We start from the raw sequence: 23,916 nt of genomic DNA, 5'->3' as shown, positions 1-23,916 counted from the left end.
CCGCTTCGTGCGCTGTGACATCTTGGTGACAGGGTGTGGCGATCTCGGGACTGGGGCTACGATGACCGGCACAAGGACGGACGGCGCAAGGATGCCGTCTTCTGGGGCGGGGCCCGGCGTACAGGCCGGAGCCAGGAGCCGGGGAGGCCCCATGCCGGGGCGAGGAGGACAGGGCATGGTGCAGAAGGCCAAGATCCTCCTGGTCGACGACCGGCCGGAGAATCTGCTGGCGCTGGAGGCCATTCTCTCCGCGCTCGATCAGACACTGGTCCGGGCGTCGTCGGGGGAGGAAGCGCTCAAGGCGCTGCTGACGGACGACTTCGCGGTCATCCTGCTCGACGTGCAGATGCCGGGCATGGACGGGTTCGAGACGGCCGCGCACATCAAGCGGCGTGAGCGGACCCGGGACATCCCGATCATCTTCCTCACGGCGATCAACCACGGTCCGCACCACACCTTCCGCGGGTACGCGGCGGGCGCGGTGGACTACATCTCCAAGCCCTTCGACCCGTGGGTGCTGCGGGCCAAGGTGTCGGTGTTCGTCGAGCTGTATACGAAGAACTGCCAACTGCGCGAGCAGGCGGCGCTGCTGAGGCTCCAGCTGGAAGGCGGCAGCTCCTCCAACGGCGCGGTGGACGGCTCCAAGGAGACGGCCGGCCTGCTGGCCGAGCTCTCCGCGCGGCTCGCCGCGGTGGAGGAGCAGGCGGAGGCGCTGACCAAGCAGCTCGGCGAAGAGGCGGCCGATCCCTCGGTGGTGGCCACCGCGGCCCATCTGGAGCGCAAGCTCACCGGACTGCGGCGGGCGCTCGACGCGCTGGAGCCGGGGACCGGCGGCGGGGCTCCCGTACTGCCCGCTCAGGGCTGAGCTGCGCGAAGACCTCCCGTGGCCCGGTGTGCGAGCCCGGTATGCGGGCCCGCTTGGCGGTCCGTCAGGTCTGGCGGGGCGTCATGGCGGGCCGCCGGTACGGGCGGAGGGTGCGGGTGCCTCCGGTCCGGGAGCCGGAACGACACGAACGGGTGAAGCGGTGGGCACGCGTGTCCACCGGCGCGCGCACCGGTAACCTCGGGCGCATGGCCTCAAGTACGTCCGGTAAGGGTTCCCAGAGCACGGCGGGCACCGCGAAGGGCCGCACCGGCCGTACGACGGCGCCGGCGAAGAAGGCTGCCCCAGCCCGCAAACCGCCCGCCAAGAAGGCGGCGCCCGCAGCCAAGCGCGCCCCCGTCAAGAAGGTCGCGCCCAAGCCCGCGCCGTCCCCCACCGGGGGAGTGCTGCGGCTGCTGCGCGCCTTCTGGCTCGGCATCGCGCACGCGGTCGGCGCCATCTTCCGCGGCATCGGCCAGGGAGCGAAGAACCTCGACCCGGCCCACCGCAAGGACGGCCTCGCCCTGCTGCTGCTGGCGCTCGCGCTGATCGTCGCCGCCGGGACCTGGTCGAACCTGAGCGGGCCCGTCGGGGATCTGGTGACCATGCTGGTCACCGGCGCCTTCGGGCGGCTCGACCTGCTCGTGCCGGTCCTGCTCGGCGTCATGGCGGGACGTTTCATCCGCCATCCCGAACAGGCCGACGCCAACGGCCGCATCGGCATCGGGCTCTCCGCGCTGGTCATCGGAGTCCTGGGGCTCGTGCACATCGCCTGCGGAGCCCCCGGGCGCGACGAGGGCACCACCGCCATGCAGAACGCCGGCGGGCTGATCGGCTGGGGCGCCTCGAAGCCGCTGATCTTCACGATGGGCGCGCCGCTGGCGGTGCCGATGCTGGTGCTGCTCACCGTCTTCGGGCTGCTGGTGGTCACCGCCACCCCCGTCAACGCGATCCCGCAGCGGCTGCGGAGCGCGGGGATCCGCCTCGGGGTCATCGCCCCGAACGAGTATGACGATGAGTACGCGGAGTACGCGGAGCACGGGGACTCCGCGGGCGCGGCCTCGGCCGCCGCGGACCGGCACGACGCCGAGCAGTGGCGGGCCCGCTCCGGGGCCGGCGGGCCGGGAGACCCGGCGGAGGCCGCCGAAGAGGAGGCACTCGCCCGACGGCGGCGCCCCCGGCGGGCCGCGGGCCGGCCGGCCATGGACCGCGGGATGGACGCCGTCGACGTGGCCGCGGCGGCCGCCGCAGCGCTGGACGGGGTGGTCTACGGCGGGATGCCGCCCTCCCCGCTGGTAGCCGGCCTCACGCAGGGCATCTCGGTGGAGCGCGAGGGCACGGAGATCACCGCTCCGGTCCCGGCGGCCCGGGAGGAGGGACCCGCCCGCGAGGAGCAGCCCGTCCGCGAGGAGAAGCCCGCCGGGGCCGCGGCCGCGCCGCACGACACCACGGCGGCGGCCTCCGGGACGCTGTCCGTTCCCGACCTGACCAAGGCCCCGCCCGAGACCCAGGCGCTGCCGCCCCGCGCCGAGCAGCTCCAGCTGCGCGGGGACATCACGTACTCCCTGCCCTCGCTGGACCTGCTGGAGAAGGGCGGGCCGGGCAAGACCCGTAGCGCCGCGAACGACGCGGTCGTGGCCTCGCTGACGAACGTGTTCACGGAGTTCAAGGTCGACGCGAAGGTCACCGGTTTCACCCGGGGGCCGACGGTGACCCGCTACGAGGTGGAGCTGGGCCCGGCCGTGAAGGTCGAGCGGATCACGGCGCTGGCGAAGAACATCGCCTACGCCGTGGCCTCGCCCGACGTGCGCATCATCAGCCCGATCCCGGGCAAGTCGGCGGTCGGCATCGAGATCCCGAACACCGACCGCGAGATGGTCAACCTGGGGGACGTGCTGCGGCTGGCGGACGCCGCCGAGGACGACCACCCCATGCTGGTGGCGCTCGGCAAGGACGTCGAGGGCGGCTACGTCATGGCCAACCTGGCGAAGATGCCGCACGTACTGGTCGCCGGAGCCACCGGTTCCGGAAAGTCCTCCTGCATCAACTGCCTGATCACCTCGGTGATGGTGCGGGCCACCCCGGAGGACGTCCGGATGGTGCTCGTGGACCCCAAGCGGGTGGAGCTGACGGCGTACGAGGGCATCCCGCACCTGATCACGCCGATCATCACCAACCCCAAGCGGGCCGCCGAGGCCCTCCAGTGGGTCGTGCGCGAGATGGACCTGCGCTACGACGACCTGGCCGCCTTCGGGTACCGGCACATCGACGACTTCAACCAGGCGATCCGCGACGGCAAGATCAAATTGCCGCCGGGCAGCGAGCGGGAGCTGAGCCCGTACCCGTACCTGCTGGTGATCGTCGACGAGCTCGCCGACCTGATGATGGTGGCTCCGCGCGACGTGGAGGACTCGATCGTCCGCATCACCCAGCTGGCCCGCGCGGCCGGCATCCACCTGGTGCTCGCGACCCAGCGGCCCTCGGTGGACGTGGTGACCGGTCTGATCAAGGCGAACGTGCCCTCGCGGCTCGCCTTCGCCACCTCCTCGCTCGCCGACAGCCGGGTCATCCTGGACCAGCCGGGCGCGGAGAAGCTCATCGGCAAGGGCGACGGGCTCTTCCTGCCGATGGGCGCGAACAAGCCCGTGCGGCTCCAGGGCGCCTTCGTCACCGAGGACGAGATCGCCGGGATCGTGCAGCACTGCAAGGACCAGATGGCGCCCGTCTTCCGCAACGACGTCACCGTCGGGCAGAAGCAGAAGAAGGAGATCGACGAGGAGATCGGCGACGACCTGGACCTGCTGTGCCAGGCGGCCGAGCTGGTCGTCTCCACGCAGTTCGGGTCCACCTCGATGCTCCAGCGCAAGCTGCGGGTCGGGTTCGCGAAGGCCGGGCGGCTGATGGACCTGATGGAGTCGCGGGGGATCGTCGGACCGAGCGAGGGGTCGAAGGCCCGCGACGTGCTGCTGAAGGCCGACGAGCTGGACGGCGTGCTCGCGGTGATCCGGGGGGAGACTCCCGAGTAATGGGCAAAGGATCGGGGGCAACCGTTTCCCCCGGTCGCGTGTCTAGTTGAGGGAGGTGGCGGTCTGTTCCGGGTCGCCGCACCGGGCGGGAGCCCCCTGGCCATTCGTATGGCGTAGGGAGGTGCCCCTCCGGTTGCTCCACCCTTTCGTCACCCCCCTAGACTGGACTTCCAGCAGGTGGCTACACGCTCGAAAGGCGCCCTCGTGTCCATCGGCAACGCCAACTCCCCCGAAGATGAACGGCCTTCGACCGACGACCGGTCCGAGGACCGCCTCGTCGAACGTTCCGTCGAAGAGCCGTCGATCGGGACGGCCCTCAAGAAGGCCCGGATCGCCGCCGGGCTGACTGTCGACGAGGTCAGTTCCACCACCCGCGTGCGCATTCCGATCGTGCACGCGATCGAATCCGACGATTTCACGCGCTGCGGCGGCGATGTCTATGCCCGCGGCCACATCCGTACGCTCGCCCGTGCCGTACGACTCGATCCGGAACCCCTGATCGACAGCTACGACGCGGCCCACGGCGGCCGGCCGGCACCCACCCCCGCCGCGCCGATGTTCGAAGCCGAGCGGATCCGCCCCGAACGGCAGCGGCCCAACTGGACCGCCGCCATGGTCGCCGCCATCGTCGCCGTGATCGGCTTCGTCGGCTTCACGGCCTTCGGCGGCGCCGACGACAAGACCAAGCGGCCGGTGGCGGAAGGTTCCGCCGCGCCGAAGCCCGCACCCACCCCGAACGCCTCCAAGCCCTCGGTCCAGGCGCCGCCGGCGCCCACGGCCCCCAAGCCGGAGCCCTCGGACAGCGCCATCGCCGCCGCGCCCAAGGACCTCGTCACGGTCGTCCTGACGGCCCACGACGGCGAGAGCTGGATCTCGGCCAAGGACCACAGTGGCCGGCTCCTCTTCGACGGCACCCTCGAAGAGGGTCAGTCGAAGACGTTCACGGACAAGGAGTCCATCGACCTGGTGCTCGGCGATGCCGGGGTCGTGACGCTCTTCGTGAACGGCAAGGAGATCAAGGACGAGTTCCAGCCCGGACAGGTGGAACGTCTCACATACACCAAGGACGACCCGCGTCAGGGCCAGGCCCAGGCGGGCTGACCAGCAGGGAATAAAACGTTCCGGATCCCCGGGGTGCCGCGCCGCACTCCGGGGATCTTGTCGTCCGGGACGGGAGGCGGGGGCCGGTGCCGGGACGAAGTAGTCTTGAGTCCATGCCCGAACGCCGTACCGTCGCCCTTGTCACTCTTGGCTGCGCCCGTAACGAGGTGGACTCGGAGGAGCTCGCAGGCCGCTTGGCGGCGGATGGCTGGGAGCTCGTCGAGGACGCCGCCGATGCGGACGTAGCCGTCGTCAACACCTGCGGCTTCGTCGAAGCCGCCAAGAAGGACTCCGTAGACGCCCTGCTGGAGGCCAATGATCTCAAGGATCACGGCCGCACGCAGGCCGTCGTAGCCGTCGGCTGTATGGCCGAGCGCTACGGCAAGGAACTTGCCGAAGCGCTCCCCGAAGCCGACGGCGTGCTCGGCTTCGACGACTACGCCGACATCTCCGACCGCCTCCAGACCATTCTGAACGGCGGCATCCACGCCTCCCACACCCCGCGCGACCGGCGCAAGCTGCTGCCGATCAGCCCGGCGGAGCGCCAGGACGCCGAGGTGGCCCTGCCGGGTCACGCGCAGGAGCCGGAGGCCGCACCCGCGGACCTTCCGGAGGGCGTCGCGCCCGCCTCCGGGCCGCGTGCGCCGCTGCGCCGCCGGCTGGACAAGAGCCCGGTCGCCTCGGTCAAGCTCGCCTCCGGCTGCGACCGGCGCTGTTCGTTCTGCGCCATCCCGTCCTTCCGCGGCTCCTTCATCTCCCGCCGCCCCAGCGACGTGCTGGGCGAGACGCGCTGGCTCGCCGAGCAGGGCGTCAAGGAGATCATGCTGGTCTCCGAGAACAACACCTCGTACGGCAAGGACCTGGGCGACATCCGCCTGCTGGAGACCCTGCTGCCCGAGCTGGCCGAGGTGGACGGCATCGAGCGCGTCCGCGTCAGCTACCTCCAGCCCGCCGAGATGCGGCCCGGCCTGATCGACGTACTCACCTCGACCCCCAAGGTGGTCCCGTACTTCGACCTCTCCTTCCAGCACTCGGCCCCCGACGTGCTGCGCGCCATGCGCCGCTTCGGTGACACCGACCGGTTCCTGGAACTGCTGGACACCATCCGCTCCAAGGCCCCGACGGCCGGCGTCCGGTCCAACTTCATCGTCGGTTTCCCCGGCGAGAAGGAGTCGGACTTCGCCGAGCTGGAGCGTTTTCTCACCAGCGCGCGGCTCGACGCCATCGGCGTCTTCGGCTACTCCGACGAGGACGGCACCGAGGCCGTCACGTACGAGAACAAGCTGGACGCCGACACCATCGCCGAGCGCCTCGCCCACATGCAGCGCCTCGCCGAGGAGCTCACCTCGCAGCGCGCGGAGGAGCGGATCGGGGAGACCCTGGAAGTGCTCGTCGAGACGGTCGTCCCGATCGACGAGGCGGAGGACGGCGAGGGAGCCTACGGGCGCGCCGCCCACCAGGCCCCCGAGACCGACGGCCAGGTCGTCTTCACGGACGGCGCGGGCCTGGTCCCGGGGCGTATCGTCACGGCGAAGGTGGTCGGCACCCTGGGTGTGGACCTGGTGGCGGAGCCCCTGGGCGTGGATCTTGAGGAGGCGGCCGGATGACCGGAGCCCCGGCATCTGCGGCGGGCGGGACCGGCCGCCGGCCCGCGCCCGGCGCGAAGCTGGGCGCCGCGGCCGTCAATCAGGCCAGCCTGTGGAACATCGCCAACATCCTGACGATGATCCGGCTGCTCCTGGTGCCGGGATTCGTGATGCTGCTGCTCGCCGACGGGGGGTACGACCCCGTCTGGCGGGCCCTGGCGTGGGCGGCGTTCGCCGTCGCCATGATCACCGACATCTTCGACGGGCATCTGGCCCGCACCTACAACCTGGTCACGGACTTCGGCAAGATCGCCGACCCCATCGCCGACAAGGCGATCATGGGGTCGGCATTGGTGTGTCTGTCCTGGCTCGGCGATCTGCCCTGGTGGGTCACCGGGGTGATCCTCGGCCGGGAACTCGGGATCACGCTCATGCGTTTCTGGGTCATCAGATACGGAGTGATCCCGGCGAGCCGGGGCGGGAAGCTGAAGACCCTGACCCAGGGCGTCGCGGTGGGCATGTACGTGCTCGCACTGACCGGGCCGCTCGCGACGCTGCGGTTCTGGGTGATGGCGGCCGCCGTCGTCCTGACCGTCGTCACCGGTTTGGACTACATCCGGCAGGCCGTCGTGCTCCGGCGCAAGGGCCTCGCCGCGGAGCGTGCCGCGCAGTGAACCTGCCGGGGGGGTGACGCGGTGGTGCAAGAGGCGGGTGGTTCTCCTGTGACTGACGAACCGGTGCGGAATGTCCCTGGTGCTGTTGGGGACGGTGCGGCGGTTGCGGCCGATGTGTTGCGACTCCTCGCGGAGAGTAACGGTACGGTTGCGGTGGCGGAGTCGCTGACCGGCGGCCTGGTGGCCGCGGAGCTCACGGCCGTCCCGGGCGCCTCCAAGTCCTTCCGCGGGTCCGTCACGGCGTACGCGACCGAGCTCAAGCATCAGGTGCTGGGCGTGGACGCCGGGCTGCTCGAAGCCGAAGGCGCGGTGAACCCGCAGGTCGCGGAGGAGATGGCGGCCGGAGTGCGGCGCGTGCTCGGCGCCTCCTGGGGCATCGCGACCACCGGTGTGGCCGGTCCCGACCCGCAGGACGGGCAGCCGGTGGGCACCGTTTTCGTCGCCGTGGCGGGTCCCGGGGTCAGGAAAACGGCCCGGCTGCGGTTGAACGGCTCCCGCGCGGAAATCCGTAGGGAGAGTGCACGGACAGTGCTCGAGCTGCTCGCGAGCGAACTCCGCGAGAATCTGCGGGGGCAGGATACGGAACAGGACGGGGGGATTTGATGTTTGCAGCCCTGAGTGAACACGACATCGCTCCCCGCACGGCCGCCGCGCGAGGCGGTACGGTGGGGCGTGAAGGTTACGGCTACACGGTCAGAGGAGGGAGCCACCGATGATTCTGCTCCGTCGCCTGCTGGGTGACGTGCTGCGTCGGCAGCGCCAGCGCCAGGGCCGTACTCTGCGCGAAGTCTCCTCGTCCGCCCGAGTTTCGCTCGGCTATCTCTCCGAGGTGGAGCGGGGGCAGAAGGAGGCATCTTCCGAGCTGCTCTCCGCGATCTGCGACGCGCTTGACGTACGGATGTCAGAGCTGATGCGGGAAGTCAGCGACGAGCTTTCGCTCGCCGAGCTGGCCCAGTCCGCCGCGGCGAGCGAACCGGTGTCCGCACCGGTCCGCCCGATGCTCAATTCGGTATCCGTGGCCTCGGTCACGGGTGGCCCGGAACGGGTGACCATCAAGGCGCCCGTGGAAGCAGCGGTGAATGTCGTAGCCGCGTGATGTGTGCGTGAGCGTCTGCCTGTGCGCGTGAGTGTGTGTGCGTGCGTGCTGAGCGTATGAGTGTGGCCGGAGCCCCGGCCGGTGCCCGCTGGGTGCCGGCCGGGGCTCCTTGCCGTTCCGGGTGGGGGTGGGCGGGGGTGTTCCGGTGCCGGCGCGAGGGGGTGCGGGTGCGGGCGGGGTGCGGGAGGATGGGCCCGTTCGGGTCTCCGGCCCCTGGAGGTGGCCGTGCGGCGGTTGCTGGGTATACCCGTGGGTCTGGCCCTCGCGCTGTCGGTGGGCGTCCTGTGGTGGTGGGCCGTGCTGCGGCTCGTGCTGGCGCCGGCCGAGGCCGGGCCGGTGGAGGGTGCGGTCGCCGTCGGGGGGTGGGGGCTGGGGCTGCTGCCGGTGCACTGTGTGCCGGGGCCGGTGGGTGGCCGTCGCCGCCGTGGGGCGGCGGGCGGCGTGCGTGGTGGCGGTGGCGGGGGTGGTAGTCGCGTCGCGGGTGGTGGCGGCGTCGCGGGTGATGGTGGGGAGGGGGCTGCCGCCGGGTCGGTGGCGGGCGGGGAGCCGGGGGCGGTGCCGCCGGGGGGCGGGGAGCCGGGGTCCGGGTAGTCGGGTGGCCGGTTTTCCGGTGCGCGTGCGGTGGTGGTGGGCACCGGGCGGTTGGGCCGGGTTGGTTACCAGGGCATGGAGACTCCACCGTTCGGGCGAAGGATCTGGCCCGTCATGAAGGACGAGGCGTCCGAGGCGAGGTAGAGCACTGCCTGGGCTATGTCCTCGGGCTCGCCCACGCGGCGCAGCGGGGACATCCGCGTCATCATCGCCTCGGTCTGCTCCTGTACCTCGGGGCTGTGCCGGCCGGTCATCGGGGTGCGGATCCAGCCGGGCGCGACGGCGTTGACGCGGATGCCGTGCGGGCCGGCCTCGGTGGCGAGGGTCTTGGTCAGCTGGACGACGGCGGCCTTCGAGGCGCTGTAGCAGAGCAGGCCGGGCTGGGCGGCGTCCACGGCGCCGGAGGCCATGGTGATGATCGAACCGGGTCGGCCGGCCGCGATCATGGCGCGGGCCGCCTCCTGGCAGGTGCGCAGCACCCCCTTGAAGTTGATGGCCAGGACCCGGTCGAGGTCTTCGTCGGACGTCTCCAGGACGCTGCTGCTGTGCATGATCCCGGCGATCGCGGCGGTGATGTCGAGCGGGCCGGCCTGTGCGATTGCCGTCCTGATCGCGGCGCGGTCGGTCACGTCGAGGGGGTGGGCGGTGGCCCGGCCGCCCGCCTTGGCGATCAGCTCGACGGTCTCCTGGAGGCCCTGGGCGTCGCGGTCCGCGCAGTGCACGGCGGCTCCGGCCTCGGCGAGGAGTACGGCGGTGGCCCGGCCGATGCCGCTGGCGGCGCCGGTGATCAGGGCGGTCCGGCCGGTGAGTTCGTACGCGCTGGGTGTAGGCATGCGGGGACGGTACGACCGGATCTGACGGTGCGTCAACTAAGGTGTCGGGCCGGATTGGCAACGGGGACACCAGTAGGTGGGGCGGCCGTCCTGGGGGGCCTCGCGGACGGGGCTGCCGCAGCGCAGGCAGGGGCGGTGGGCCCGACCGTAGACGAACAGGTCCTGACCGGGGCGGCGGCTGCCCGTGGTGTTGCGGCGGCGGGCCTTGTTCGCGTCGAGGAGCCGGTGCGCGGCGGCGGCGAGGCGGGGCAGCGTGCTGGTCGGCATATCGCCCACCGGGGTCCAGGGGGTGACCTGGGCGAGGAAGCAGAGCTCGGCCTTGTAGATGTTGCCGATGCCGGCCAGGTTGCGCTGGTCGAGGAGGGCCTCGCCGAGGGGGCGGGCGGGGGCGGCGAGGAGGTTCGCGGCGGCGACCTCCTCGTTCCAGTCGGGACCGAGGAGGTCGGGGCCGAGGTGGCCGACTGCGCGGTGCTCGTCGGCGGTGCGGAGCAGTTCGACGTCGTGGATGCGGTAGCCGACGGCGGTGTGGGTGGTGGTGCCGAGGATGACGCGGATTTCGTGGGCGGGGCCGGGGGTGGCTGTCGCCGTCGTGGTGGGGAGGAAGCGCCAGGCGCCGTCCATGCGGAGGTGGGTGTGGAGGGTGAGGAGGGTGGCTCCGGCCTCGGTGCCGGGTGCCGTCGGTTGGCCGAGGCGGATGAGGAGGTGCTTGCCCCGGGGGACTACGTCGAGGGCGGTGAAGCCGGTGAGGTCTGCGGTGGCGAAGCGGGGGACGCGGAGGTCGGAGCGGGTGAGTTCCTTGCCTGCGAGGGCTTCGCGGAGCTGGGCCGCGGTGCGGTAGACGTTGTCTCCTTCGGACATGCCCTCATTCTCCTGCGGAGTCGGGCCGGTGGGGTAGGGCCGGGGGTGCCGCCGCTGCGCGGTGCTTGCTCCCCGCCCCACCCTTCCTCCGTTCCCCGGGGCTGCGCCCCGGACCCCGTTCCCGGGCTGCGCCCGGGGCCCCGTTTCCGGGCCTCGCCCAGGGCCCCGGTCCCGGGGGCTGCGCCCCGGACCCCTGCCCCGGACCCCGTTTCCGGGCTGTGCCCAGGGCCCGGTTTCGGGGGCTGTGCCCCGGGCCCCGCTTCTGGGCTGCGCCCCAGACCTCGCCCCGGATCTCGTTTCCGGGCTGCGGCGCGGGCTCCGTTTCCGGGCTTTGCCCCGGGCCTGCTTTCGGGCTGTGGTTCGGGACCGGTTCTGGGGTGGGTGTTCTGGGCTGTGTCAGTGGCGGAGGCGGAGGCCTTGGGGGGTGGCGTGGAAGCCTGTGGCTTCAATGGGTGGGGCGTAGGGCGAGGTGAGGGACGGGGTGGCGTTGATGCGTTCCAGGGTGAGGGTGGGGAGGGTGCCCTTGCGGGAGGCCGTGGTGAGGGCTGTCAGGGCGGCCGTGAGGCGGGGGTCGTCCGGGTCGGCCCAGGCCAGGAGGGTTTTGCCGCCGCGCTCCAGGTAGAGGGTGAGTTCGCCGTCGACCAGGACCACCAGGGAGCCAGCCTTGCGGCCCGGCTTGTGGGTGGCGCCGGTCGGGGGCTCCGGCCAGGGCAGGGCCGCGCCGTAGGCGTTTGCGGGGTCGGCGGCCGCCAGGACCACCGCGGCCAGCGGGGGCGGGGTCCGCTCGGCGGCGCGGAGGCGGTCGACCGCGCCGTCCATGGCGAACTGGGCCGCGCCCAGGCCTTCGACCACGTACCCCCTGCGGGCCTGGCCGCTGTCCTCGAAGGCGGACAGGACCCGGTAGACCGCGCTGAAGCCGCCCTCCACGCCTTCCGCGGCCACCGCGCCCCGGGTCACCACCCCGTGGCGGTCCAGCAGGGTGCGGGCCAGGGCGTGTGCGCGGTGGGTCGGGTCGGGGGCGTGGGCCGGGAGCAGGGACCAGCGGCCCGACACCGTGGGCGGGCCCGTACGGGAGGCAGGGGTGGTGAGGGTGCCGTAGCGGCCGCGCGGGATCGTACGGCGAGCGCGGTGGGCGGTGGCGCCCGCCGTGCGGCCCGAGCCGAGGAGGGAGCGCAGGGGGGCCAGGGTGTCGTTGGTCAGGCGGCCCGACCACGCCAGGTCCCAGACGGCGGAGGAGAGGTCCGCGTCGGAGGCGTCCGGGTGCAGGGTTCGGACCCGGTCCGTGAGCTGGCGGAAGAACAGGCCGTAGCCGCCGGAGAGGGCGGAGAGCACCGCTTCGTGGAGCGGGGTGAGTCCCAGGGGGTGGGCGGGAGGGAGGAGGAGGGGGGCAGCGTCGGCGAGGTAGAGGGAGATCCAGCCGTCCTTGCCCGGGAGGGCCCCCGCGCCGGCCCAGACGACCTCGCCGGTGGTGGTCAGCTCGTCCAGGAGGGTCGGGGAGTAGTCCGATACGCGGGACGGGAGGATCAGGCGCTCGAGGGCGGAGGCGGGCACCGCGGCGCCCTGGAGCTGTTCGATCGCGCGGGCCAGGCCGTCGACGCCGCGCAGGGCTCCGCCCAGGTGCTGCCACTGGGGGAGGAAGGTGGCCAGGGAGGCGGGAGGGACCGGCTCCAGCTCCTGGCGCAGGGCGGCGAGGGAGCGACGCCGCAGCCGCCGCAGAACGGTGGCGTCGCACCATTCCTGGCCGATGCCCGCCGGGTGGAACTCGCCCTGCACCACCCGCCCGGCCGCCGCGAGCCGGTGCAGCGCACCGTCCGTCACGGCCGTGCCCAGACCGAAGCGCGCGGCGGCGGTGACCGTGGTGAAGGGGCCGTGGGTGCGGGCGTACCGGGCCAGGAGGTCGCCGAGCGGGTCCTTCACCGGCTCGGTGAACGCCTCCGGGACGCCCACCGGGAGCGCCGTGCCCAGCGCGTCGCGCAGCCGGCCCGCGTCCTCGATGGCCGCCCAGTGGTCCTCGCCGCCGATCCGGACCCGGATCGCCCGGCGGGAGTCGGAGAGGGACGGAGCCCACTGCGGTTCCGCGCCGCGGGCGGCCAGTTCCGCCGGGGTGAGCGGGCCCAGCAGGCGCAGCAGGTCGGCCACCGACTCGGCGTCCTTGGCCCGCCGGTCCTCGGTCAGCCACTGGAGCTCCCGCTCCAGCTCCGTCAGCACCTCCGCGTCGAGCAGCTCGCGGAGCTCGGCCTGGCCGAGCAGCTCGGCCAGCAGCCGGGAGTCCAGCGACAGCGCGGCCGCCCTGCGCTCGGCGAGCGGCGAGTCGCCCTCGTAGAGGAACTGGGCGACGTACCCGAAGAGGAGGGAGCGGGCGAAGGGGGAGGGCTCGGGCGTCGTGACCTCGACGAGGCGGACCCGGCGTGCCTCGATGTCCCCCATGAGCTCGGTCAGGCCGGGCACGTCGAAGACGTCCTGCAGGCATTCCCGTACGGCCTCCAGCACGATCGGGAACGAACCGAACTCGGAGGCCACCTGAAGCAGTTGCGAGGCGCGCTGGCGCTGCTGCCACAGGGGGGTGCGCTTGCCGGGATTGCGGCGCGGCAGCAGCAGGGCGCGCGCCGCGCACTCGCGGAAGCGGGAGGCGAACAGCGCGGAGCCGCCCACCTGGTCGGTGACGATCTGCTGGACGTCCCCGTGGTCGAAGGCCACGTCCGCCGCGCCCAGCGGGGGCTTCTCGTCGTCGAAGCCGAAGGAGTGGGCCGAGCCGCCGCGCGCCGGGTCGTGGTCCAGCAGGTCCAGGTCCATGTTCAGCAGGTCCGCGTCCGGGAGGCGGAGCACGATGCCGTCGTCGGCGTGCATGACCTGCGCGTCCATCCCGTACCGCTCGGAGAGCCGGGCGCCGAGCGCCAGCGCCCAGGGGGCGTGCACCTGGGCGCCGAAGGGGGAGTGGACGACGACCCGCCAGTCGCCGAGCTCGTCGCGGAACCGCTCGACGACGATGGTCCGGTCGTCCGGTACGTGGCCGCAGGCCTCGCGCTGCTCGGCGAGGTAGGACAGGACGTTCTCCGCGGCCCAGGCGTCCAGGCCCGCCGCCACCAGGCGCAGCCGGGCGTCCTCGGCGTCGAGGCCGCCGAGCTCGCGCAGGAACGCGCCGACGGCGCGCCCCAGCTCCAGCGGGCGGCCCAGCTGGTCGCCCTTCCAGAACGGGAGCCGGCCCGGGACCCCGGGGGCCGGGGTGACCAGGACGCGGTCGCGGGTGATGTCCACGATCCGCCAGGAGGTGGTGCCGAGGGTGAAGACGTCGCCGACGCGGGACTCGTAGACCATCTCCTCGTCGAGCTCGCCGACCCGGCCGCCGCCCTTCTTCCCCCTCTTTTCATCGGACGCAGTCGCTCCGGCCAGGAAGACGCCGAAGAGGCCGCGGTCCGGGATGGTCCCGCCGGAGGTGACCGCGAGGCGCTGGGCGCCGGGCCGGCCGGTGATCGTACCGGCGACGCGGTCCCACACGACGCGAGGTCTGAGCTCGGCGAAGGCGTCCGACGGGTAGCGGCCGGCCAGCATGTCCAGTACCGCCGTGAAGGCCGAGTCGGGCAGCGCCGCGAAGGGGGCCGCCCGCCGCACCAGGGCGAGCAGGTCGTCCAGCTGCCAGGTGTCCATGGCGGTCATCGCGACGAGCTGCTGGGCGAGGACGTCCAGCGGGTTGGAGGGGATCCGCAGGGACTCGATCGAGCCCGTGCGCATCCGCTCGGTGACCACGGCCGCCTGGACGAGGTCGCCCCGGTACTTGGGGAAGACGACTCCGGTGGAGACCGCGCCGACCTGGTGCCCGGCCCGGCCCACCCGCTGGAGCCCGGAGGCCACGGAGGGCGGTGACTCGACCTGGATGACGAGGTCGACCGCGCCCATGTCGATGCCGAGCTCCAGGCTGGAGGTGGCGACCACGGCGGGCAGCCGGCCCGCCTTCAAGTCCTCCTCCACCAGCGCCCGCTGTTCCTTGGAGACCGAGCCGTGGTGGGCGCGGGCCAGCAGCGGGGGAGCGCCCTGGGCGGCGCCCGACTGGGCCATGATCTCGGCCGGGGGCGGTCCCTCGGGCAGCGGGCCGCCGGTGGCCCGCTCGTACGCGATCTCGTTGAGCCGGTTGCACAGGCGCTCGGCGAGGCGGCGGGAGTTGGCGAACACGATCGTGGAGCGGTGGGCCTGGACCAGATCGGCGATCCGCTCCTCCACGTGCGGCCAGATGGAGGGCTTGTCGCCGCCCTCCTTGCCCTCGGTGGCGGGGGAGCCGCCCAACTCGCCCATGTCCTCGACCGGGACGACCACCGACAGGTCGAACTCCTTGGTGGAGGGCGGCTGGACGATCTCCACCTTGCCGCGCGGAGCGAGGTAACGGGCGACCTCGTCCACCGGGCGGACCGTCGCCGACAGTCCGATCCGGCGCGCGGGGCGGGGCAGCAGCTCGTCCAACCGCTCCAGGGACAGCGCGAGATGGGCGCCGCGCTTGGTCCCGGCGACCGCGTGCACCTCGTCCAGGATCACCGTCTCGATCCCGGCCAGGGCCTCGCGGGCCGCCGACGTCAGCATCAGGAACAGCGACTCGGGCGTGGTGATCAGGATGTCCGGCGGCCGCGTCACCAGCGCGCGCCGCTCGGCCGGCGGGGTGTCGCCGGAGCGGATCCCGACCCGGATCTCCGGCTCGGGCAGGCCCAGGCGCACCGATTCCTGCCGGATGCCGGTCAGCGGGCTGCGGAGATTGCGCTCCACGTCCACCGCCAGGGCCTTCAGGGGCGAGATGTACAGCACTCGGCAGCGCTTCTTCGGCTCGGCCGGGGGCGGGGTCGAGGCGAGCTGGTCGAGCGCGGCGAGGAAGGCCGCCAGGGTCTTGCCGGAGCCGGTGGGGGCCACCACCAGCACGTCCGAGCCCGCCCCGATGGCCCGCCAGGCGCCTTCCTGGGCGGAGGTGGGCGAGACGAAGGCCCCCGTGAACCAGGAACGGGTCGCGGGGGAGAACGAGTCGAGCGCGGTACCGGACATGCCCCCATCGTGCACCCGCCCACTGACAACCGGCCGGACCTGTGGAAACACCCCCGCCGGGCCGGGCGCAGAATGGGGGGATGGGCACGGGGACGACCGGAGCGGGCGAGGGCCGCCGGGAGTGGGCGCGGCACTGGCAGTACGCGGAACTGCCCGGGCTGGACCTCCTGCGTGCCCACTACGTCCGCCACACCTTTCCGCGCCACGCCCACGACGGGTACGTCATCGCGGCCGTCACCGGCGGCGTCGAGGAGATCGGCCTGCCGGGAGACACCCTGCGCGCCGGGCCCGGCAGCGTGGTCCTGATCAACCCCGAGGTCCCGCACACCGCCCGCGCCGGGGTCCCCGAGGGCTGGGCCTACGCCACCCTCTACCCCTCCCGGGCGCTGATCACCGAGGTCGCCACCGAGATCGGGACCCTGCGCGGGACCCCCGGCTTCACCGCCGACATGGTTGCCGACGCGCAGGCCTCGCGGGCCATCACCGAGGTCCACCGGGCCGCCGAGGCCGGCAACGCGCTGGCCGCCGACACCCTGCTGCGCGGGGTGGTGGCGCGGATGCTGACCCGGCACGCCGGGCCGCTGCCCGCCCGCACGGCGGGCCGCGCGGGGGCCGCCGACGCGGAGCGGGCCCGGGCCGTACTGGAGGAGCGGATGGGGGAGCCCCCGTCGCTGGAGCGGCTCGCGGCGGAGCTGGGGACGAGCCCCTTCGCCCTGCTGCGGGCCTTCCGGGACCGGTACGGCATGCCCCCGCACACCTGGCTGACCGACGCCCGGGTCCGGCGGGCGCGCCGGCTGCTCGACGCCGGGATCCCGCCGGCCCAGGCGGCCGTCACCGTCGGCTTCACCGACCAGCCGCACCTGAACCGGCACTTCACCCGCATCGTGGGGGTGCCCCCGGGGGCGTACCGGCGGGGGCGCGGCGGTGGGCCGGGCAGCGCGGTGGATCCCGGTCCGGCCTAGCCGGCCCAGGGGGCCGGCCCCGCGAAGGTCTCCTCAATCAGGGTGCAAGAACGTACAAGACCCGGATGGCGTGGACTGCGTACCTTCGGGGCGTGGGAGAACATCGGATAGCCATACAAGAAGAACCCGGCCGGGAAGCCCCCGGCGGGGCGCCCGCGGTGGACAAGCCGCGCGCGGCCGTGGTCCGGGACGCGCTCGGCGTCGGAGTGGCGGTCGGGCTGTCCGGGTTCGCCTTCGGGGTGACCGCCGCCGGGGCCGGTATCAGCACCCTCCAGGCGTGCGTGCTGAGCCTGCTGGTGTTCACCGGCGCCTCGCAGTTCGCGCTGGTCGGGGCACTGGCCGCCGGCGGGAATCCCTTCACGGCCGCCGCCGGGGCCTTCTTCCTCGGGACCCGCAACGCCTTCTACGGGCTGCGGCTGTCCCAACTGCTCGCGCTGCCCAAGGGCGTACGGCCCTTCGCCGCGCACTGGGTGATCGACGAGACCACCGCCGTGGCCCTGGCCCAGCCCGACCGGAAGTCGGCCCGGCTCGGCTTCACCGTGACCGGGCTGGCCCTCTACGTCCTGTGGAACCTCACCACCCTGCTCGGCGCGCTCGGCGCCGAGGCCATCGGGGACACCAGGGCGTGGGGGCTGGACGCCGCCGGGCCCGCTGTGTTCCTCGCGCTGCTCGCGCCGATGCTGAAGACCGGCACCGAGCGGGCCGTCGCCGCGCTCGCCCTCGTCCTCGGGCTGGGCCTGCTGCCCGTACTGCCCGCCGGGGTGCCCGTGCTGATCGCGGCGCTGGCCGCGCCGATCGTGCTGTGGATGAAGGGACGCCGCTCGTGAACGTCTGGATCGCCATCGGGCTCACCGTCGTCGGCTGCTACGCCGTGAAGCTCGCCGGACTGCTCGTCCCCGCCGGAGCCCTGGAGCGGCCCGCGGTGCGCAAGCTCGCAGCCCTCCTGCCGGTCGCGCTGCTCGCCGCGCTCACCGCGCAGCAGACCTTCGCCACCGGGCAGGAGCTCGTGCTCGACGCCCGCGCCGCCGGGCTCGCGGCCGCCGGGGTCGCGCTGCTGCTGCGGGCCCCGTTCCTCGTCGTGGTCGCGGCGGCCGTCGCCGTCACCGCGGGGCTGCGGGCCCTGGGAGGCTAGGGCAGCCCGCCTGGGCCGCTCCGGGGAGCCGGCCGTACGCGCGCAAGGTCAGCAGCGCCTCCAGCGTCGCGATCGGGCGCCGCTCCAGCGAGCTGCCCGGCGCCCACGCCCCGCCGTGCACCGGCCAGCCGCCGTCCGGCTGCTGCCGGCCCGCCAGGAAGCGCAGCGAGCCGTACAGCTCCGCGTCCGTGAACCAGCCGCGGGCGAGGGACTCCGGGCGGCGGGCGAAGTCGTACGGGTACAGGTGCTCGTCCGGCACACGGCCGGGGACCGGCGGGTACGCGTCCTGCCGCGCGGGATCCAGTACGACGAGCCGCCGCTCGCGGACGAGGCGCCCCAGCCGGTCGGCGGCCGCCGACGCCCGGGCCCGGTCGGGGACCCCGTCGAGGAAGGCCACCGCGCTCTGGATCTCGTACGGGTTCCAGTGCCGCAGGTTCTCCACCCGGTCCCAGCAGAAGTCCGTCGCCCGGAACAGCCACGCGTGCCACACCCGGTTGCGGTGCAGGATCCCGACGACGGGGCCGGTGGCCAGCAGGTCGCCCGGCGGATCGTCGTGCAGCGGGAGGTAGGGGGCCGCCGGGTAGCCGCCGGAGGCCGGAGCCGTCGCCGGGAGCGCCCCGTCCGGGGTGGAGACCCGGATCAGGTGGGTGCAGAGCCGCTCGATGCGCTGTCCGGCGCAGCGGCCCAGGCCGTCCAGGACGCGCAGGGCGTGCGCGGTGTGCAGCGGGTGGCTCAGCGGACCGCGCAGGTCCGGGTCGAGGGCGTGGCCGTAGCCGCCGTCGCCGCCGAGGTAGGCGCCGAGGGCGGCATCGACCGGGTCGGCGTCCCCGCCGAGGAAGTGGAACGCGAACCGCCGCTGCTCCAGTACGCGGGCCGTGAGCCAGATGAACTGCTCGGCGCGGGCCAGCGCACTCGCCGCCGTCGGCGCCGCCGGGGCGCAAGCTTCGTCTCCAGGCATGCCAGGAACCGTAGGGGTCCCGGTGGCGCCGAGGTGGCCCGAACGGGGAGGGTGCACTCTCCGGGGCGGGATACTGGAGTCATGCGGTTGACGATTTTCTGGGAGCGGATGGCCGAGCACTTCGGCCCGGGCTACGCGGACTCCTTCGCGCGGGACCACGTCATGACGGAGCTCGGGGGACGCACGGTCCACGAGGCGCTGGACGCGGGCTGGGAGACCAAGGACGTGTGGCGCGCGGTGTGTTCGGCGGTGGACGTGCCCGCTTCGCTGCGCTAGCACGGTGCGGCCGGGGCGGGGTCGCGGCGGCCGCTTCGTGGTTCGCGGCGCCGGTGGGACAGACTGGTCGGCGTGGCAGCCAGTGATGAGATGACCGACCGGCCCGAAGACCTCCAGGGCCCGCCGCCGCCCCGGACGGCGGCCCCCTCGGCCGCGGGCCCCGTGACGGCAGCCCCCGGAGCGCCGGGTCCTGTCGGGGGACCGGCTCCGGGCGGGGGAGCGGCTCCTGTCGGGGGACCGGCTCCGGCGGATGCCCGGATGCCGCGCTGGCTGCCGCGCGCCGTGATTCTCGTACTGGCCCTGGTGGCCTGTTTCCAGCTCGGCAGTTGGGCCTTCCACCAGCTCATCGGGCTGCTCGTCAACATCCTGATCGCGTTCTTCCTCGCGCTCGCGATCGAACCGGCCGTGGCCCGGATGGCGGCCCGCGGCATGCGCCGCGGGTGCGCCACCTTCCTGGTGTTCCTCGGGGTTTTCGGCGCGGCCGTCGGATTCGTCGTCCTGCTCGGCTCGGTGCTCGCCGGACAGATCGTCGACCTGGTGGAGGGCTTCCCCGGCTATCTCGACTCGCTGATCGGATCGATCAACGACACCTTCCACACGGACCTGTCCCGCCTGGAGATCCAGGACAGCCTGCTGCACTCGGACTGGCTGCAGAAGTACGTGCAGAACAGCGCGACCGGCGTGCTCGACGTGTCCGCCACCGTGCTCGGCGGACTGTTCAAGCTGCTGACGATCGGTCTGTTCTCCTTCTACTTCGCCGCCGACGGGCCGCGACTGCGCCGCGCCCTGTGCTCCGTACTGCCGCCCGCGAAGCAGGCGGAGGTGCTGCGGGCCTGGGAGATCGCCGTCACCAAGACGGGCGGGTACCTCTACTCGCGCGGGCTGATGGCACTGATCTCCGGGATCGCGCACTACATCGTCTTCGCGGTGCTGGGCGTGCCGTACGCGCCCGCGCTCGCGGTGTGGGTGGGGCTGGTGTCGCAGTTCATCCCCACCATCGGCACCTACCTGGCGGGCGCGCTGCCGATGCTGATCGCCTTCACGGTCAACCCCTGGTACGCGCTGTACGTCCTCGGATTCGTGGTGGTGTACCAGCAGTTCGAGAACTACGTGCTCCAGCCGAAGCTGACCTCGAAGACGGTGGACATCCACCCGGCGGTGGCCTTCGGATCGGTCATCGCGGGCACCGCCCTGCTGGGCGCGGTCGGGGCGCTCATCGCGATCCCGGCCGTCGCCACGATGCAGGCCTTCCTCGGCGCGTACGTGAAGCGGTACGCGCTGACCGGGGAAGCGGACGCCTCTACTTCCCGGGACCGTCCGAGGCGCCGAGTACGGATTCCAGGGCGTCGTTGACCCAGTTCTCGACGATGTCCTTGTCCACGCCGAGGCCGCTGAGCGCGCCCGTCCCGTTCTCCAGCTCCAGGAGCGCGAGCAGGATGTGCTCGGTGCCCACGTAGCTGTGGCCGAGGCGCAGGGCCTCGCGGAAGGTGAGCTCCAGGGCCTTCTTCGACGAGGCGTCGAAGGGGACCAGCTCGGGGACGTCCTCCACGGCCGGGGGCAGGGCGGCGGTCACGGCGGCGCGTACGTCGTCGGCCGCGATTCCCTGGGCGGCGACGGCGTGGGCGGCGAGGCCGTCGGGCTCGGCGAAGAGGCCGAGGACGAGGTGTTCGGTGCGGATCTCGGTGTTGCCGGCGGCGCGGGCCTCGTTCTGCGCGGTGACCACCACGTTGCGGGCGCGGGGGGTGAAGCGGCCGAAGCCCTGGCTGGGGTCGAGTCCAGCGTCGCCCTCCTTGTCGGCCTTGGGTACGAAGCGCTTCTGGGCGGCCTGGCGGGTGACGCCCATGCTGCGGCCGATGTCGGTCCAGGAGGCGCCGGAGCGGCGGGCCTGGTCGACGAAGTGGCCGATGAGGTGGTCCGCGACGTCCCCGAGTGCCTCGGCGGCCACGACTGCGCCGCTGAGCTGCTCCAGGGTGTCGGTGTGGACCTTCTTGATGGCCTCGATGAGGTCGTCGAGGCGTACCGGATTGGTCATGCGAACGGGTTCCACCGGAGGGTTCGTCATGGGTGCAACCCTAGGTTGACAGTCGAGCGGGTGTCAACCCTGGGTTGTCACTTCTCCGGTCGTCACTTTCCGGGTTCCCGCAGCGTGAACCTCGCGCGCTCGTGCCAGGCCGTCCCGTCGTAGGCCACCAGGTCGACGGCGCGGACGCGGGCGGTGAGGGGGAGTCGGCCGTTCAGGTCCGCCTCGGCGGTGTCCAGGTCCGCCTCCGGGGCGCGCTGGGCCACGGTGAGGTGCGGGACCGGGTCCGGGTAGCGGCCGCCGTAGGGCCGGACCTCCGGCCAGCGCTCGGTGACCGAGAGGGTCAGCCGGCGCAGCGGGGCGTCCGGCTCCGGGGCGAGGTAGAGCATCCCCGGGAACCGGCCGGTCCGCTCGAAGCGCAGGTCGAAGGCGTGGTGGGGATGCAGGGCCGCGGCGATCCCGGCGTGGACCGAGGCGTCGATCAGGTTCTCAGGGAGGAACGGGTAGAGCACGCTCACGTGCGCCGGCACCCCGGCCCCGGCCCGGGCCGCGGGGTCGATCCGGTCCCGCCAGTCCCGGACGACGGGTTCCGCTTCGGGTATCCGCACGATGAGCGCGGTGCGGCCGGCGGGGAACATGCTGGAGGTGGTGTCCGCGGTGTCCGTCATGGGAGTGGATCATGCCAGCCGGTGTTGTGTGGCAGCGAAGTCCGAGTGACGCCGTCGCGGACCGCGATGCGGGATTTCTGGGGTCGCCGGCGCGAGGACGTGCCCGACGCGGCTCGGCTGTCGGGACCGCAGACGGCGCCGCCGGGCTGCCGGCGGGAGCACCCGACGATGGCTTCCTGCGAGGTCGACGGAAACTCCGGGAAGTCGAGTTCGATCGGCATGCGGGCTCGTCGAAGGGCTGCCGGCCTACTGATCATCGAGCTCCGATGGCGAAGATCAACCTTCGCCGTCACGGGACAGCGGGCGGCGGGGTGGCGGACGGGTCCGGCGTGGCGCGCTTGACAGGGAAATCGAACACGCATTCTTATTGGCTATCCACAGCCAAAACGGACGTGGGACCGCGTTGTCAGTGGCAGGCGTTAGCGTCAATGGCGTGAAGCGATCGACTCAAGCAAATCGGGTGGAACCCATGGCAGGCAACGACCGCGAGAAGGCTCTCGAAGCCGCGCTCGCACAGATTGAACGGCAGTTCGGCAAGGGTGCCGTGATGCGTCTCGGCGACAAGCCGAACGACCCCATCGAGGTCATCCCCACCGGATCGACCGCGCTCGACATCGCGCTGGGCGTCGGTGGACTGCCGCGCGGCCGTGTGATCGAGGTGTACGGGCCGGAGTCCTCCGGTAAGACGACGCTGACCCTGCATGCCGTGGCCAACGCGCAGAAGGCCGGCGGCACCGTGGCCTTCGTGGACGCCGAGCACGCGCTCGACCCCGAGTACGCCAAGGCCCTCGGCGTCGACACGGACAACCTCATCCTGTCCCAGCCGGACACCGGTGAGCAGGCGCTGGAGATCGTGGACATGCTGGTCCGCTCCGGTGCGCTGGACCTCATCGTCATCGACTCCGTCGCGGCCCTCGTGCCGCGCGCGGAGATCGAGGGCGAGATGGGCGACTCGCACGTGGGTCTCCAGGCCCGTCTGATGAGCCAGGCCCTCCGGAAGATCACCGGTGCGCTCAACCAGTCCAAGACCACCGCGATCTTCATCAACCAGCTCCGCGAGAAGATCGGTGTGATGTTCGGCTCGCCGGAGACCACCACCGGTGGCCGCGCGCTGAAGTTCTACGCCTCCGTGCGCCTCGACATCCGGCGCATCGAGACCCTCAAGGACGGCACGGACGCGGTCGGCAACCGCACCCGCGTCAAGGTCGTCAAGAACAAGGTCGCGCCGCCCTTCAAGCAGGCCGAGTTCGACATCCTCTACGGCCACGGCATCAGCCGCGAGGGCGGCCTGATCGACATGGGCGTGGAGCACGGCTTCGTCCGCAAGGCCGGTGCCTGGTACACGTACGAGGGCGACCAGCTCGGCCAGGGCAAGGAGAACGCGCGGAAGTTCCTCTGCGACAACCCCGCGCTCTCCGACGAGATCGAGCGGAAGATCAAGGAGAAGCTGGGCGTCGGCATCCGCAAGGACGCCGCCGCGACGGCTGCCGGCACGGCCGAGGCCGGCGCGGACGCGTCTGCCGAGACCGCCGCCGTGCCCGCTCCCGCGTCGAAGGCCAAGACCGCGGTCAAGGCCGCCGTCGCCAAGAGCTGACCCGTGTGGGAGCAGGAAAGGGGCGGCACGGACGGCGGTGAGGACCGCCGCGAGGGCAGTCGCCGGGGCCGCCGCGAGAGCGGCGGCCGGGGAGGCCGCCGTGCGGAGGGCCGTGAGGGTCGTGAGGTCCGGGAGGACCGCCAGGAGCTGCCGCCCCAGAGTCCCGAGGAGCAGGCGCGGGCGATCTGTCTGCGCCTGCTCACCGGGATGCCGCGCACCCGGCGCCAGCTCGCGGACGCCCTGGCCAAGCGGGACATCCCCGAGGAGGTGTCGGAGCAGGTCCTCTCCCGGTTCGAGGAGGTGGGCCTGATCGACGACGCCGCGTTCGCCGGGGCCTGGGTCGAGTCCCGGCACCGGGGCCGGGGGCTGGCCCGCCGGGCGCTCGCACAGGAGCTCCGTACCAAGGGGGTGGCACCCACCCTCGTACAGGAGGCCCTGGAACAGCTGGACTCCGACCAGGAGGAGGAGACCGCCCGGGAGCTCGTGGAGCGCAAGCTCCGCGCGACCCGGGGCCTGGAGCGGGACAAGCGGATCCGGCGCCTCGCCGGAATGCTCGCCCGCAAGGGGTACCCCGAGGGCATGGCCCTGCGGGTGGTCCGCCGCGCACTGGAGGCGGAGGGCGAAGACGCCGACGATCTGACGATCTGACGGAGTGACACC

General features: G+C 72.8%; 21 protein-coding genes. 15 read left to right on the top strand and 6 right to left on the bottom strand.

Going from position 1 to position 23,916, the window contains the following annotated elements:
• The first annotated feature begins 175 nt into the window (after positions 1–175).
• The 8 genes from MTF69_RS07780 to MTF69_RS07745 all read left to right on the top strand — a co-directional run bounded on the left by MTF69_RS07780 (position 176) and on the right by MTF69_RS07745 (position 8,936).
• Positions 176–865: a two-component system response regulator gene (locus MTF69_RS07780; RefSeq protein WP_243331880.1), complete on the top strand. Its 690-nt coding sequence runs from the start codon at positions 176–178 to the stop codon at positions 863–865.
• 206 nt (positions 866–1,071) lie between these two features.
• Positions 1,072–3,888: a DNA translocase FtsK gene (locus MTF69_RS07775; protein ID WP_243331879.1), complete on the top strand. Its 2,817-nt coding sequence runs from the start codon at positions 1,072–1,074 to the stop codon at positions 3,886–3,888.
• A gap of 204 nt (positions 3,889–4,092) precedes the next feature.
• Positions 4,093–4,989, top strand: coding sequence for a helix-turn-helix domain-containing protein (locus tag MTF69_RS07770; protein ID WP_243331876.1), 897 nt, complete (start codon positions 4,093–4,095; stop codon positions 4,987–4,989).
• Between the two features lie 113 nt (positions 4,990–5,102).
• On the top strand, positions 5,103–6,596 hold the full coding sequence (rimO, locus tag MTF69_RS07765) for a 30S ribosomal protein S12 methylthiotransferase RimO (RefSeq protein WP_243331873.1): 1,494 nt from the start codon (positions 5,103–5,105) through the stop codon (positions 6,594–6,596).
• The gene (gene pgsA, locus MTF69_RS07760) at positions 6,593–7,249 is read left to right on the top strand and encodes a CDP-diacylglycerol--glycerol-3-phosphate 3-phosphatidyltransferase (RefSeq protein ID WP_243331871.1); all 657 of its coding nucleotides are present in this window, start codon (positions 6,593–6,595) and stop codon (positions 7,247–7,249) included. The genes rimO and pgsA overlap by 4 nt, the downstream gene beginning before the upstream one ends.
• A gap of 63 nt (positions 7,250–7,312) precedes the next feature.
• Complete coding sequence (locus tag MTF69_RS07755; protein WP_308401376.1) at positions 7,313–7,852, top strand: CinA family protein; 540 nt, start codon at positions 7,313–7,315, stop codon at positions 7,850–7,852.
• 109 nt (positions 7,853–7,961) lie between these two features.
• Positions 7,962–8,345 carry a helix-turn-helix domain-containing protein gene (locus tag MTF69_RS07750; RefSeq protein WP_243331868.1) on the top strand — a complete coding sequence of 128 codons (384 nt, stop codon included), beginning with the start codon at positions 7,962–7,964 and terminating at the stop codon, positions 8,343–8,345.
• A gap of 225 nt (positions 8,346–8,570) precedes the next feature.
• Positions 8,571–8,936 carry a hypothetical protein gene (locus tag MTF69_RS07745; RefSeq protein WP_374322385.1) on the top strand — a complete coding sequence of 122 codons (366 nt, stop codon included), beginning with the start codon at positions 8,571–8,573 and terminating at the stop codon, positions 8,934–8,936.
• 65 nt (positions 8,937–9,001) lie between these two features.
• Here MTF69_RS07745 and MTF69_RS07740 read toward each other — a convergent pair whose 3' ends face one another.
• The 3 genes from MTF69_RS07740 to MTF69_RS07730 form a co-directional block, all read right to left on the bottom strand.
• Positions 9,002–9,769: an SDR family NAD(P)-dependent oxidoreductase gene (locus tag MTF69_RS07740; protein ID WP_243331866.1), complete on the bottom strand. Its 768-nt coding sequence runs from the start codon at positions 9,767–9,769 to the stop codon at positions 9,002–9,004.
• Positions 9,770–9,805: 36 nt separating this feature from the next.
• The gene (locus MTF69_RS07735) at positions 9,806–10,627 is read right to left on the bottom strand and encodes a DNA-formamidopyrimidine glycosylase family protein (protein ID WP_243331864.1); all 822 of its coding nucleotides are present in this window, start codon (positions 10,625–10,627) and stop codon (positions 9,806–9,808) included.
• Between the two features lie 396 nt (positions 10,628–11,023).
• A complete protein-coding gene (locus MTF69_RS07730; protein WP_243331863.1) occupies positions 11,024–15,646 on the bottom strand; it encodes a DEAD/DEAH box helicase in 4,623 nt (1,540 codons plus the stop codon).
• Positions 15,647–15,726: 80 nt separating this feature from the next.
• Here MTF69_RS07730 and MTF69_RS07725 point away from each other — a divergent pair, with 80 nt between their 5' ends.
• The 3 genes from MTF69_RS07725 to MTF69_RS07715 all read left to right on the top strand — a co-directional run bounded on the left by MTF69_RS07725 (position 15,727) and on the right by MTF69_RS07715 (position 17,740).
• Positions 15,727–16,608, top strand: a complete 882-nt coding sequence (locus MTF69_RS07725) for an AraC family transcriptional regulator (protein ID WP_243331860.1) — start codon at positions 15,727–15,729, stop codon at positions 16,606–16,608.
• A gap of 65 nt (positions 16,609–16,673) precedes the next feature.
• The gene (locus MTF69_RS07720; protein WP_279345473.1) at positions 16,674–17,435 is read left to right on the top strand and encodes an AzlC family ABC transporter permease; all 762 of its coding nucleotides are present in this window, start codon (positions 16,674–16,676) and stop codon (positions 17,433–17,435) included.
• Positions 17,432–17,740, top strand: coding sequence for an AzlD domain-containing protein (locus MTF69_RS07715; RefSeq protein WP_243331856.1), 309 nt, complete (start codon positions 17,432–17,434; stop codon positions 17,738–17,740). The genes MTF69_RS07720 and MTF69_RS07715 overlap by 4 nt, the downstream gene beginning before the upstream one ends.
• Here MTF69_RS07715 and MTF69_RS07710 read toward each other — a convergent pair.
• Complete coding sequence (locus MTF69_RS07710; protein ID WP_243331854.1) at positions 17,709–18,698, bottom strand: hypothetical protein; 990 nt, start codon at positions 18,696–18,698, stop codon at positions 17,709–17,711. The genes MTF69_RS07715 and MTF69_RS07710 overlap by 32 nt on opposite strands.
• A gap of 81 nt (positions 18,699–18,779) precedes the next feature.
• Here MTF69_RS07710 and MTF69_RS07705 point away from each other — a divergent pair, with 81 nt between their 5' ends.
• Positions 18,780–18,974 (top strand): DUF3046 domain-containing protein, encoded by a 195-nt coding sequence (locus tag MTF69_RS07705; RefSeq protein ID WP_243331853.1) that lies wholly within the window; start codon positions 18,780–18,782, stop codon positions 18,972–18,974.
• 258 nt (positions 18,975–19,232) lie between these two features.
• Entirely contained in the window at positions 19,233–20,327 is a 1,095-nt protein-coding gene (locus MTF69_RS07700; protein ID WP_279345472.1) for an AI-2E family transporter, read from the top strand.
• Here MTF69_RS07700 and MTF69_RS07695 read toward each other — a convergent pair.
• Positions 20,275–21,036 (bottom strand): Clp protease N-terminal domain-containing protein, encoded by a 762-nt coding sequence (locus MTF69_RS07695; RefSeq protein WP_243331851.1) that lies wholly within the window; start codon positions 21,034–21,036, stop codon positions 20,275–20,277. The two genes, MTF69_RS07700 and MTF69_RS07695, sit on opposite strands and share 53 nt — an antisense overlap.
• Positions 21,037–21,098: 62 nt before the next feature.
• The gene (locus MTF69_RS07690) at positions 21,099–21,662 is read right to left on the bottom strand and encodes a 2'-5' RNA ligase family protein (RefSeq protein ID WP_243331849.1); all 564 of its coding nucleotides are present in this window, start codon (positions 21,660–21,662) and stop codon (positions 21,099–21,101) included.
• A 469-nt stretch (positions 21,663–22,131) separates the two neighbouring features.
• Here MTF69_RS07690 and recA point away from each other — a divergent pair, with 469 nt between their 5' ends.
• Positions 22,132–23,256 (top strand): recombinase RecA, encoded by a 1,125-nt coding sequence (gene recA / locus MTF69_RS07685; protein WP_243331848.1) that lies wholly within the window; start codon positions 22,132–22,134, stop codon positions 23,254–23,256.
• A gap of 3 nt (positions 23,257–23,259) precedes the next feature.
• Positions 23,260–23,904 (top strand): recombination regulator RecX, encoded by a 645-nt coding sequence (gene recX, locus MTF69_RS07680; RefSeq protein ID WP_243331846.1) that lies wholly within the window; start codon positions 23,260–23,262, stop codon positions 23,902–23,904.
• Positions 23,905–23,916 lie beyond the last annotated feature (12 nt).

The organism is Streptomyces sp. AP-93, from assembly GCF_022808175.1.
Classification (GTDB): domain Bacteria; phylum Actinomycetota; class Actinomycetes; order Streptomycetales; family Streptomycetaceae; genus Streptomyces.
This window is presented reverse-complemented; position numbering and strand designations above follow the sequence as displayed.